The 12919-nt window shown below is 60.7% G+C and carries 9 protein-coding genes; 4 read left to right on the forward strand and 5 right to left on the reverse strand.

Annotated elements, in window-relative coordinates; all coding sequences use genetic code 11:
* Positions 1–101: 101 nt before the first annotated feature.
* Both METLW3_RS0122900 and METLW3_RS0122905 read right to left on the reverse strand, forming a co-directional pair.
* Entirely contained in the window at positions 102–3203 is a 3102-nt protein-coding gene (locus tag METLW3_RS0122900; RefSeq protein WP_024882072.1) for an efflux RND transporter permease subunit, read from the reverse strand.
* Positions 3200–4489: an MdtA/MuxA family multidrug efflux RND transporter periplasmic adaptor subunit gene (locus METLW3_RS0122905; protein WP_348625828.1), complete on the reverse strand. Its 1290-nt coding sequence runs from the start codon at positions 4487–4489 to the stop codon at positions 3200–3202. The genes METLW3_RS0122900 and METLW3_RS0122905 overlap by 4 nt, the downstream gene beginning before the upstream one ends.
* 168 nt (positions 4490–4657) lie before the next feature.
* On the opposite strand from METLW3_RS0122905, the gene METLW3_RS0122910 reads away from it, so the two are divergent.
* Positions 4658–5368 carry a response regulator transcription factor gene (locus tag METLW3_RS0122910; RefSeq protein ID WP_024882074.1) on the forward strand — a complete coding sequence of 237 codons (711 nt, stop codon included), beginning with the start codon at positions 4658–4660 and terminating at the stop codon, positions 5366–5368.
* Complete coding sequence (locus METLW3_RS0122915) at positions 5365–6678, forward strand: ATP-binding protein (protein ID WP_036310330.1); 1314 nt, start codon at positions 5365–5367, stop codon at positions 6676–6678. The genes METLW3_RS0122910 and METLW3_RS0122915 overlap by 4 nt, the downstream gene beginning before the upstream one ends.
* A gap of 59 nt (positions 6679–6737) precedes the next feature.
* Here METLW3_RS0122915 and METLW3_RS0122920 read toward each other — a convergent pair whose 3' ends face one another.
* The 3 genes from METLW3_RS0122920 to METLW3_RS0122930 form a co-directional block, all read right to left on the reverse strand.
* Positions 6738–7619, reverse strand: a complete 882-nt coding sequence (locus tag METLW3_RS0122920; RefSeq protein ID WP_210163779.1) for a GHMP kinase — start codon at positions 7617–7619, stop codon at positions 6738–6740.
* 212 nt (positions 7620–7831) lie between these two features.
* Positions 7832–9097: a glycosyltransferase gene (locus METLW3_RS0122925; RefSeq protein WP_051465594.1), complete on the reverse strand. Its 1266-nt coding sequence runs from the start codon at positions 9095–9097 to the stop codon at positions 7832–7834.
* Positions 9094–10371 (reverse strand): glycosyltransferase, encoded by a 1278-nt coding sequence (locus METLW3_RS0122930; protein ID WP_024882078.1) that lies wholly within the window; start codon positions 10369–10371, stop codon positions 9094–9096. Before METLW3_RS0122930 ends, METLW3_RS0122925 begins: the two co-directional genes overlap by 4 nt.
* Positions 10372–10702: 331 nt before the next feature.
* Between METLW3_RS0122930 and METLW3_RS0122935 the strand changes: the two genes are divergently transcribed.
* Entirely contained in the window at positions 10703–11575 is an 873-nt protein-coding gene (locus METLW3_RS0122935) for a hypothetical protein (protein ID WP_024882079.1), read from the forward strand.
* A 38-nt stretch (positions 11576–11613) separates the two neighbouring features.
* On the forward strand, positions 11614–12849 hold the full coding sequence (locus tag METLW3_RS0122940; RefSeq protein WP_036310333.1) for an HAD-IIIA family hydrolase: 1236 nt from the start codon (positions 11614–11616) through the stop codon (positions 12847–12849).
* The last annotated feature ends 70 nt before the right edge of the window (positions 12850–12919 follow it).

The following is a 12919-nucleotide window of genomic DNA, read 5'->3' on the forward strand; positions in this document are numbered from 1 at the left end:
GGCGACCGACAGAGTTCCGAAGGCGAGTAGTCCGGAGACGGCGATCGCGAGCGTGAGCAGCGTCGTCGCGACGGGGCGGCCGACGAAGAGGGCCGCCATGCTCATGTGAGGCTCTCCCGCCGCTCTGCGCCGAAACGTCCTCGCAATCGTGCGGCCAATCGATCGAAGGCGAGATAGACCGCGGGCGTCGTGAAGAGGGTCAGCAATTGGCTGACGGCGAGGCCGCCGATCATGGCGACGCCGAGCCGCTGGCGCAGCTCCGAGCCATTGCCGGAGCCGAGCGCCATAGGCGCGGCGGAGATCAGCGCGACCATCGTCGTCATCAGGATCGGCCGGAAGCGCAGAAGGCAGGCGCGGCGAATGGCCTCGCGCGGCGGCAGGCCCTCGTCGCGCTCTGCGACGATGGCGAAATCGATCATCATGATCGCATTCTTTTTGACGATGCCGATCAGGAGAATGATCGCGATGATGGCGATGACGTCGAGATCGGAGCCGGTGATCGCCAAGGCCAGCAGCGCGCCGAGGGCGGCCGAAGGGAGAGTGGAAAGGATCGTCAGAGGATGGACGAAGCTCTCATAGAGCACGCCGAGCACGACATACATGACGAGAACGGCGGCGAGCACCAGATAGAATTCATTGGTCAAGGAAGATCGGAAGGCGGCGGTCGCGCCTTGAAAATGCGTCCCGAAGCTCGCCGGTAAGCCGATCGCGTGCTCGGCGTTCTCGACCGCCGTGATCGCCTCGCCCAACGACGCGCCGCTCGCGAGATTGAAGGAGATCGTCGTCGCCGGAAATTGCGCAAAATGCCCGATCAGGACCGGCTTGCGGCCGACGACGACGCGCGCCATGGCGGAGAGCGGCGCCTGTCCGCTGGTCGCCGTCCCCGAGGGCAGATAGATCGAATCGAAAGTGTCGAGTCCGCGACGAAGGTCGGGATCGGCCTCGAGAATGACGCGCATCTGGTTGGCTTGCGTGAAGATCGTGCTGACGATGCGCTGGCCGAAACTGTCGTAGAGCGCGTTGTCGATCGTCGCCAGAGTGATGCCCAAGCGCGCCGCCGTCGCGCGATCGACCTCGATCATCGCAGCGAGGCCGTCGTCCTGGAGGTCGCTGGTGACATCCACCAGCCCGGAGGCCTTGCGAAGCTCGGCGACGAGCTTCGGCGTCCAGGCGCCGAGCTCAGTCGACGAGGGGTTGTCGAGAATGAATTGATATTGCGTCGCGCTGACGTCGGTCTCCACGGTGAGGTCCTGCGCCGGTTGCATGTAGAGCGCGACGCCAGCGACCTTGGCGACATGCTCTCGAATGCGGCGGATGATCTGGCGCGCCGACAGGCGTCGCTCGGATTTGGGACGCAGAATGATCTGCATGCGGCCCCTGTTGAGCGTCGTGTTGTCGCCGTCGATCCCGATGAAGGAGGATAGGCCGGCGACATCCTTGTCTTCGAGGACCGCCTTGGCGAGATCGGTCTGCAGCTCGCTCATGCGTGCAAAGGAGATGGACTGCGCCGCCTCGGTGACGCCTTGGATGACGCCCGTGTCCTGTACCGGAAAGAACCCCTTCGGCGCGACAAGAGCGAGCGCGGCCGTCAGGACAAGAGTGGCGACGGCGACGGCGAGCGTCACATTTTGATGATCGAGGGAGACAGCGAGCGCTCGGTCGTAACCGGCGAGCAGAGAATCGAACCATCCCCTGTCGCTAGCGCGCGCTTCTGACTGCATGGGCCGCTCGCGCAAGAGCCGCGCGCACATCATCGGGACGAAAGTCAAGGACACGACGGCCGAAATGACGATCGCCGAGGCGAGCGTCACCGAGAGCTCATAGAACAGACGGCCGATCATGTCGCTCATGAAGAAAAGTGGGATCAGCACGGCGAGCAAGGAGACGGTCAAGGAGACGATGGTAAAGGCGATCTCTCGCGAGCCTTTCAGCGCCGCGTCGAAGGGGCGCATGCCGGCTTCTATGTGACGGCTGATGTTCTCGATGACGACGATCGCATCGTCGACGACAAAGCCCGTCGCTATGGTCAGCGCCATCAAGGAGAGATTGTCGAGGCTGAATCGCCACAGATACATTGCGGCGAATGCTCCGACGAGCGAAAGCGGAACCGAAAGGCTCGGAATGAGGGTCGCGCGCAGATTGCGCAAGAATAGGAAGATCACCATCACGACGAGGGCGATCGCGAGGACGAGCTCGAATTCGACGTCGGCGATCGAGGCGCGGATCGTGGTGGTGCGATCGACCAGAACCTCGGCTCGAACCGAGGAAGGGAGACCGCCTGTCAGCTGCGGCAGCAACGCTTTGACTGCGTCGACGACATCGATGACATTGGCGCCGGGCTGGCGTTGGACATTGAGCAGAATCGCCGGCGTCGTATTCACCCAGGCCCGCAGCTGCGTGTTCTCCGCGTCCCGCTCGACCTTCGCGACATCCGCGAGCCTGACAGGACGGCCGTTCTTATAGGCGATCACCGAATCGAGATAATCGCGCGGATCTTGAATCTGATCGTTGGCGTCGATCGTATAGGAGCGACGCGCTCCGTCGAGCGTGCCCTTCGGCGTGTTGACATTGATATTGCCGAGCGTCGTGCGCAGATCGTCGATGTTGAGCCCATGCGCCGATAAGGCGCGAATATCGGCGCGCACGCGAACCGCCGGCTTGTGGCCGCCCGCGAGCGTCACGAGGCCGACGCCAGCGAGCTGCGAGATCTTTTGCGCGAGCCTTGTGTCTGCGAGCGTCTGGAGCTCGATCAGCGGCGTCGTCGGCGAAGTCACGGCGATGACGAGAATCGGAGCGTCGGCCGGATTGATCTTGGCGTAGACGGGCGGCGTCGGGAGATCGCTCGGCAACAGATTCGTCGCGGCGTTGATCGCCGCCTGCACCTCCTGCTCGGCGATATCGAGCGACAGCGACAGATCGAATTGTAGCGTGATGACGGAGGCGCCGGCCGAGGACTTCGAGGACATCTGACGCAGGCTCGCCATCTGCCCCAGCTGTTTCTCGAGCGGCGCCGTGACGGCGGAGGTCATGACCTCCGGACTGGCGCCCGGATAGAAGGTCTGCACCTGGATCGTCGGATATTCGACGGTCGGAAGCGCAGAGAGGGGAAGATAACGCCAGGCGACGACGCCGACGAAGAGCAAGGCCGTCATGAGTAGCGTCGTCGCCACCGGCCGCAGAATGAACAAGCGCGACGGATTCATGGGAGCGCCAGACCCAAGCGCGCCGACTGCGCGCCGGGGATGCAAATTTTCGCGCCCTCGCTCAGGCGATCGGCGCCTTCGACGACCACGCGATCGCCCGGCGCCAGACCGGACAGGATCACGACGCTTCCGCTGGCGGTCGCACCGGTCGATATCTTGCGCACGGAAACCGTGTCGTCGGGGTTGACGAGATAGACGAAGGTCCCCGGCGCGCCGGCGCGCATGGCGGCCGCGGGCGCGACGATCACGTCGCGCTGAGTGTCGAGCAGCAGCTCGACATTGACGAATTGATTGGGAAACAGCGAGCCGTCGGCGTTCTCGAACAAGGCGCGGAGCTTGACGGTTCCGGTGCTCGTGTCGATCTGATTGTCCACCGCGTCGAGAACGCCGACGGCGAGCTTTTCCGCAAAGGCGCGGTCATAGGCCGTCACGGCCGGACGCGCGCCTTCGCGCAAACGCTTCATGAGCTTGCGCAAGCTCTCTTCCGGCAAGGTGAAGACGACCGAGATCGGATCGACCTGAGTGACGACCACCAAGCCGTTCGTATCCGCAGGCGTGACGTAATTGCCGAGGTCGGTCTGGCGCAGTCCCACGCGGCCTCGGATCGGCGAAACGATACGACAATAGGCGAGGTTCAGCTTTTGCGCGTCGACCTGCCCCTGGTCGCTGCGCACGATCCCCTCATATTGGCGGACCGTGGCCGCTGCGGTGTCGACCGTCTGCTTGGATGTCGAATCCTGTTTTATCAGACGTTGGTAGCGTTGCAGATCGAGACGCGCATTGTCGAGCAGCGCCTGATCCTTCTCGAGCTGCCCTTGGTATTGGGCGAGCGTCGCTTCATAGGGGCGAGGATCGATCTGGACGAGCAGCTCGCCCTTCTCCACCATCTGCCCCTCGTGGAAATGGATTTCGGTGAGGTAGCCGCTGATCTGCGATTTGACAGTCGTCGTCGCGATCGAGGTCAATGTGCCGAGCGATGTGAGAATGATCGGCACATCGCCTTTCGTCACGGTCGCGACGGAGACCGATTGGGCGGATGCGAGGCCCGGGGACCCTACCGGGGGGAGGCCGCCAGGCGCGCCCATGCCGGGGCTTTTCCATGGCGCTCGCAGAAGCACAATCCCCGCGATGACGGCGAACGCCACGATCGGGCTCAGCCACCGGCGAGCAGTCGCTCCGATCGCACGGGCCGGGCGATCGGAAGTTCTGTAGAATGAGAGGCGCTTTTCCATGAGAACGGGCGAAACCCAAGGCCGAGGCGACGCTGCCCGGTCATCGGCCCACATATGAAACCAAGCCTCGGCAGTTCTCAACTAATTGCTTGTTTATTTGATATTTTCACGCAATGTGTCAGTATCGACACAGGTCGAATATTGCCGATCGGCCCTAACGCGCCTATCCATGTGTGTCGCCTCGGCGACCTCGGCGCGCGGTCTCGGGAGTCCGAAGTAGCGTTGAACAAGACCCACAACATCCTCATTGTCGAAGACGATCTCGAGATACGCGATCTTCTCGCCAGCTTTCTGCAAGCCAAGGGCTTCGTCGCCATGGCTTGCGGCAGCTCCGAGGAAGCCGGGCCGATCCTGGCGCGGGAGGAAATCGATCTCGTTCTCCTCGACGTCATGCTGCCGGGCGCGGATGGATTCGAGTTCTGCCGCAGCCTGCGTTCGTCTGGCGGCCCGCGCATCATCATGCTGACGGCGCTGAGCGAGCCGGTCGACAAAGTCGTCGGGTTGGAGCTCGGCGCCGACGATTATGTCGGCAAGCCTTTCGATCTTCGCGAGCTGCTGGCGCGTATTCGAGCCGTGCTTCGCCGCCCACCGGTCGGCGAACGTTTCGACGCGGAGCTGGTCTTGCGCTTTTCCGGCTATGCCTTCCATCCGCAGCGCCGCTTCCTGCGCTCGCCAACCGGCTTGCGCGTGCCACTCACCGGCGCCGAGACCGATCTGCTGCTGGTGTTCTGCCGGAACACGCGCCGAATTCTCTCACGAGAGGAGCTGATAAATCTCTCGCGTGGCGAAGGTTTCGCCATTGCGCCGCGATCTGTCGATCTCCTTGTCAGCCGTCTTCGCCGCAAGCTTTCTGGCGACGATCCGTTCACCGATGTCATCCATACGGTGCGCGCGGATGGATACGCTTTCCAGCCGGAAGTCTCGATCGAATGATTCAGCGCTTCTTCGCGACGACGCTCGGTCAGATCATTGCGATCATCGCCGTGTCTTCCGCGACGACCTTCTTTCTCTTCCTCGCCATTCTGTCGACCATCAACACCAATCTCCCTCCGCCGCCGCCATGGCCTTGGCCGAGCGCCTATCGAATCGCGTTCCTCTTCGAGAGCGTCCTCGGAGCGCCGGAGGATGCGCGTGCGGCTATCGTCGCCCGCGCGCGCCGAAGTGATTTCGTCGTCCAATTGACGTCCGCGCCGGTCATTTGCGACGGCAACGACAAGGACGCTCAGAATCTCCAATCGGCGCTGCGATCGAAATTCGACCATGCTCTTTCCGAACCGACTGTCCGCTCTTGCGGCTCCGGCGACCCGGTGACCGATCTTCAAGCGCTGTTACCATTGAATGGACGAACGCTGGAGGTCCGAACCGGCAACCCGGGAGCACAATATTTTCCATGGCTCACTTTTCCGCTCGTGGGAGCCCTGCTGTTTCTCTGCGTCGCGCTCGCCGCATTGTCCGCTTGGGCCGTTTGGCGCGTCACCGGACCGTTGCGTCGTCTCGCCGACAAGGCCGACGCCTTCGGACGCGAGATCACGCTGGAGCCCATCCAGGAAGAGGGGCCGCTGGAAATACGACGCGCGGCGAGAGCCTTCAATCTGATGCAGGAGCGCGTCATGCGCTCTATGAGCGATCGCACGCGCATGCTCGCGGCTGTCGGGCATGACCTCAGGACGCCTCTCACGCGCATGCGCCTACAGCTGCAAGCTGGAAAAATGGAAAGTCTCAGAAGCAAGCTTCTGCGCGATGTCGATCTGATGCATTCGATGGTCGCCTCGACACTCTCCTTTCTCAACGGCGCCTTCGACGAGGAAGAGAAGGAATGGCTCGATCTCGGCGCTCTTTTGTCGACCTTGTGTGACGAATTCGAAGAAACGGGAGCCCGGATCGCTTATGAAGGCGGCGCCGACATTCGCTTTTTCTGTCGACCCAACGCGATCAATCGCGCCCTGACCAATCTGATCGAAAATGCCATTCATTTCGGCAATCGCGTCGACGTTTCCGCTTCGACGGACGGAACTCGCATCGTGCTAGACGTGGCCGATGACGGTCCCGGCGTTCCTGCCGGACGCATCGAGGAAATTCTCGAACCTTTCGTTCGCCTCGACCCTTCGCGCTCCGCGCGGCCCGGAAGCGTCGGCCTCGGACTTTCTATCGTCAAAGAAATCGTCGAAGCGCATCGGGGCCGGCTCGACCTCCGCCACCGCGAGCCGCACGGCCTCATCGCCAGAATTGTATTTCCGATCTAGTGGGTGCGACCGCCGCGCGACGAGCCGCGACGCCGTCAGGACCGGCGGAAGTCGTTATCTCAAGGCTGCGTCCAAGCCTCGACGCCATCTTCGGTCAAACGCACCGGTGTCGCTTCCCCGCCGGCAACATTGAGCGCACCGATCAGTTCCGACTTGCGCTCGGGCGGCGTCATGAACAAAAGGAAACCTCCTCCACCGGCTCCCGACACCTTACAGGCATAGGCGCCGGCGTCATGCCCGATCTTCAGCAGTCGCTCGATGAGATCGTTCGAAATCGTTGCAGCGGTGCTTTTCTTCGACAGCCAAGACCGATTCAACGTGTCTCCAAAAGCACATAAATCACCTGCGAGCAATGCGCGCTTCATCGCGAACGCCGCCTCTTTGAGCGACAGCATTGCTTCGACGACGCCAGCGTCCTTCGACACGATTCTGCTGATCTGGGCGTCGATGATCGCGTCGGAATCTCGGGACAGCCCGGTAAAGCAAATCACCAGCGACGCTTCGAGCTCCAGCAAGATATTCCTATGCACGCGCAGCGGATTCACGATCACGCGATCCTGGTCGAAGAATTCGATGAAATTGACCCCTCCGAAGGCGGCCGAATATTGATCCTGCTTGCCGCCTGCGAGCCGAAGCTCTCGACGCTCGATCTCGAACGCCAAATGCGCCAGCTCGTAACGTCCGAGCGGCGCGCCCGCATATTCCCGCATTGCCTCGCACATAGCGACGACGAGCGCGGACGACGTTCCGAGCCCAGAACCTGCGAGCGCATCCGCCGTCGTCACTATGGTGACGCCTGTAGATCGCGATAGGACGCCATCCTCGAGAAATCGATTGAATATCCCTCTATGGAGCCGCAAACCAAACGAGCTGTCGATCGGCGTGCCGAACGCGTGGCATTCGGTTACCCCCTTGTCGCGCGCGTCGAAGATCACCTTCATATCGTTCCGCGGAGTGACATAGCAATATGCGTAGCGATCGATCGTGCAGTTCAACACCGCGCCGCCATGCAAATCGCAAAATGGCGAAAGATCCGTGCCGCCGCCACCGAACCCCAAGCGCAATGGCGCGCGCGAACGAATGGTCGAGACGGCCGTCGCCTGGACGCTGCGTATTCCGGGCAGAAGGAGGTCTGAGCCGTTAGCGAGAGATTTCATGGCTGACATCCGTTCCCCAGGGTCGATGCCACCAGAGCCTCGAGATTTCGTTCATAGACCGACAAGGAGAAATTCGCGTCGTAATAGGCTCTCACCCCGCTCATTCGTCGCTGCGCTTCTGACGGACTGCGTTCTCGCGCTTTTTCCCGCAGCGCATGTGCGAATGCCTCCGGGTCGTCGGCGACTGTCACCTCTCCGAGAGAGGCGGCGTCATCGTGCATTCCACGTAGAGCGGCGGAGGTCGCGATCATTGGCAATCCGCTCGCCATCGCTTCCAGCGTTTTGATCGACAGCCCGAAGCCCTGGACCATCGGTAGAAGAACGAGGCGAGCGGTTCCATAGACGCTTCGGACATCGTCCACGCGTCCGACGAACCAATCGCGATAGCGTCCGAACTCCTCGGGCGCTTCCGATCGCACGCCGCTATCGACATTGCCGACGATTCTGATGTTGATCCCCGCGATCTTCGGCGCAACCTGCCGCAGAAACCAGACGACGCTTTCGACATTGGCGGTATTGTTGCTCGCTACGATGACGATGTCATCGCCACCCGGGCCGACCGGCGCCTCTGGACCTGCCGGGTAGAGGAGAGCATGGCGCTTCTCCGGAAGCAGTAGCGCGAAAGCTTCGTGCTCTTCCACATTCACATGCAAGAGCAGATCGGCGCGCCGCATGCTCTCGAGCTCGACTGCGAGCATCGACTCGTAGCTCGCATGTGGACGCAGCCACCCGATCTTCGTATTCATCAGCATGAATTGACGCGCTTGCAGATCGTGACTGTCGAGAAGAATAGGCGAGCGCCCCCGGGAGAGACGCACGGCCACAGGCATCAAAAAAAAGTGATTGCAGTGCACGAGATCGAACGATCGTCTCTCGAGATCTTTGGAGAACAGCGCTCGCTCCGCAAGAGCCGTGCGGATGATTGCCTGATTGCCATGCGCATACGGCCAAACGGCATCGCGAAGGAATTTGGGGTGCAAAACCGTGCGGAGGGGGGCGCCGCCGACGAAGCGCGCATCGCTTTCGAGTTCCGACGTCGACTCGAGGTAGGACCGCCATATCCAGGAGCGGCCGGGAACGAAACCGGGATCAGTGCTGACCGCGATAGTCGAAACATGTGCGCCCATTGCACGATACGCGGCGATTTGACCGAGGATCGACTGGTAGCTTCCGCAGGAATGCCACGCCGGATGCACCACGGCCACTTCCTTGTCGACGAGTGACGCCGAGTGCGCCGGACGGAAGAAGAAGGACTGGTTCATGCGACTAACATCTCTGCAGCTATTCCCGAGAGCGCCTCGACATAAGCATCGAAACCGAACACTCGATCGAAAAAGCGGCGGGTGTCGCTCGTGCAATTCGGCGTGACGCCATCGCCGCAGCTCGAGCGCGCATGAACGTGCCGCAGCGCAGCGGCGAAGCTCGGCGCATCCGCGGCGACGGTGACGTTGCGAATCTCTTGCAAATCGACATTCAGGCCACGAAATGCAAGCGGCGTCGCAATCAGGGGCGCACCACTGGAAAGAGCTTCCACCGTCCTGATCGACAGCCCGAATCCTCCCAGTGTGGGCAGCAAAACGCAGGCTGCGCGTTCATAGACCCACTCGATCTCCGGCACGCGACCCAAAAATAGATGTCGATATGCGTCGTACAGTCGCTTGTCGCGGGCTTTGATCACTTGATCGATATCGCCGACGATGTCGATCGAAACCTGCGGCGCCAGAGGCAGAACCTCCTCCAACAGCCATTTGATTCCAAGATAGTTCGGATAGTGTCCGCTCGCGACAGCTATGATCCTCTCGCTCCTTCGCGATTGCGCCGCCGGCGGAACCGCAGGGTAGACGAGCGCATGACGCATTTGCGGCAGCAAGCGCTCGAACAGCTCGCACTCTTCGTAATTGAGATGCACGCAAATGTCCGCTGTTCTCATCCACTCGAGCTCGATAGCGAGAAGCGCGTCGAATCCAATTTGCGGGGAAATAAAGAACCCATCTCGGTTACGAAGCAGGAATTGAGAGGCTTGGACGTCATGCGTCTCGAGAACCACGGGCGCTCGACGTTTTCCTACCAATCGCCGCACGAACGGCAATGTGAAGAAGTGATTGGCGTGAACCAGGTCGATCGCTTCGTCGTCGAGGCCGTTGGGTAATGGCGTCCGCTCGACGAGCTCGATCAGCCACGACGCTTGGTCCCCGTGGATGAGCGGCCACCATCCGTCTTTGAGCAAGGAGAGGCTCGCCAAGCTTCGAGTGGGCGGACCGGAAAAATAGCGCTCGTCGACCGGCAGATCGTGAGTTTCGCTCAAATACTTCCGCCACCGCTTTCCGCGAGGCGCCTGGGCGGTCGGCGCATCCATCAGAGCGATCGACAGGACGCGCGCGCCGAGCGCGCGATAGGCCAGGGCCTGGGCGCAAATGACGCGATAGGTTCCACATGACGACCAAGCTGGATGAACGATGGCGACCGTTTTCCCATCGAGCTTCCGGCCGAATAACCGGGTGGGGCTCGGATTGTTCGTTCTCTCGAAGCGCGGCATGTCGTTCAAGAAGCCTTCTTTGGAACTGCCACCCGCGCCCCTTTAGCGCCTTAGCCGGGGAACTGTGTTTCCAGATGATGTCGCATTCGAGTTAAAAGCGACATCTTGTAGAGAGTCGGAAAAGCGCGACATTGTTTCGGGATGCAGTCTTAATTTCGCCATACGCAGGACTTTCTGCTTCAGCTGAAATTGGTGTGACGGATGCATCGCGCGGCGTACCCTCTACTCGAACGTCGGGGCTTTCGCGGTTGGAACGCAGCGGCAATTTCGAGCCGCGATTCCTGGCGTCGATCAAATGGGATATTCGTCCGCATAGGATACGGAACTACAGATGAACGAGACCGAGTTCGATCAATCGCCCGCCGCCGACCGACGATATGGAGTCTCGATTGTCGCCAATGACAAAGTGATCGATTGGTTGCTACCGTTCTTGGAGAGCTATAGCGTCACGAACTCCTCGCTTCCGCTCTATCTCATCCCCTACGATGACAATATGTCTCTAACCAAACGCGCGGCGGAACTATATGGCGCGACGATTGTCGAAAGCGAGCCGGTTGAAATCGATCGATTGTCCTATCAACTCTATCCCGGGATCTTCAACGCGAATCGACGCCGGCTTCGTAAGCTGCAGGCGCTCGTACTGCCTCTCGACGAGGTCGCCTACGTGGACGTCGATGTGATCCTTTTTCGGGATCTGAGGCCGGTTTTCGGTCGGCTCGAAAGGGGGAAGGTCGAGTTCATCGTCGCATCGCCGAGCTTCGACTATGTCTACAACGAGAATCGAAAAAGACACGCCTTCTTGGACGACGCTCTCTTATTCAACGACGGATTTTGGGTGACGTCGAGCCGCTTCCTCACGCTTTCCGATGTTCTCGCAACGATCGACAGCGACGTCGAGATGTTTCACGACATTCGCAAGCGAGGTCAGCTGTTCGCGCAGCCTCTGATGAATTTTGTCGTGCATCGGCGTGGGTTGAAGACGGCGCTATTGCCACATTGCGTCGACAATGCTTCGCATGAGAATTTCTACAAGGCGCCCGGAATCACCTTCCGAGATGGCAAGCCGCTCGATCCCGATGGCAAAGAGATTTATCTGGCGCATTGGGCGGGAGCGCTCTCTCTTCCGTCACACGATATATTCGCTGGCGCCTGGAAAGAGCTTTCGAAAGCGGCCTGGTCCAAATTTCAGAAGCGAACGACCTGACCTTCGATGGAATGCCCAGACGAGAGGTTCGCGGCGCGATGGTGACGAAACAGGCGGTAATATTGGTCGGCGGCAAGGGAACTCGTCTCGGCGCCTTAGCGGCCGCAACTCCGAAGCCGCTCATGGCCATCGACGAAGATATGGTGTTTCTCGACCTTCTGCTGTTCGAAATCGCTCGCCACGGGTTCCAGGATATTCTATTGCTCGCGGGACATTTGGCCGACAAAATAGCGCAGCGCTACGATGGCCGCTCCATTCACGGAGCGGCTGTCCGTGTGATCGTCGAGAGCGTTCCGGCGGGAACAGCGGGCGCATTGAAGAATGCGGAGCCATTGCTCGACCCGATTTTTTTGCTGGTGAATGGCGATACGCTGTTCGACGTCAATTTGCGGCGGCTCACGGCGTTGATAGAGAGCGATCCAAACCTCATGGGCGCGCTCGCGCTCCGTCGGACATCGAATGCGAGCCGTTACGGCAGCGTGGTAACGGAGAATGGATATGTCGTCGCCTTTCACGAAAAGCAGTGTGGCGCCGGGGCGGCGTTGATCAATGGCGGCGTCGGCGTGTTTCGACGGGAGATATTAGGCTGCGTCGGAGAGTGGCCGAGCTCGATGGAGTTGAACGTTTATCCTCGACTCGCGAAAGCGCGCACGCTGGCCGGGGCAGAGTTCGAAGGCTATTTCATCGATATCGGAACGCCAGACTCTCTCTTCGAAGCGCGTCGTGACCTTTCCGCTCGACGTCGTCCTGCCGTGTTCTTTGACCGCGACGGGGTGCTCAATCGCGATTTTGGCTATAGCCATCGTGCGGAGGAGTTCGATTGGATTCCGGGCGCCATTGAAGCCATTCGTTGCGTCAATGACTCGGGGGGCTTGGTCATCGTGGTCACCAATCAATCGGGCGTTGGGCGCGGGCTCTTTCGCATCGAGGATGTCCAACGCTTTCATACGGCCATGTCCGAGCAGCTCGCTGCGGCGGGCGCGCACATCGACGCGTTCTATTTCTGCCCCTACCACCCCGAAGCCATCGATATCGAATGGCGGCACCCGGATCATCCAGATCGTAAGCCCAATCCGGGCATGATCCTGCAGGCATTGGAAGACTGGCCGATCGACGTCGCTATGAGTTTTCTCGTTGGCGACAAAGAAAGTGACGTAGAGGCGGCGCGGCGTGGAGGGATCCGAGGACTATTGTTCCCAGGGGGCGATCTCTATGAGTCTATACGACCGGAGATCGAGCGTGTTGCCGAGCGTCATGCTCGCGCGAAATCGTAGGGGCGCCGATCGGCGTGGAGACGTGCTCGCCCGGCGGCTCAGAGAACCTACCGTCGACATGCGTCGATCG

The organism is Methylosinus sp. LW3 (assembly GCF_000527115.1).
Classification (GTDB): domain Bacteria; phylum Pseudomonadota; class Alphaproteobacteria; order Rhizobiales; family Beijerinckiaceae; genus Methylosinus.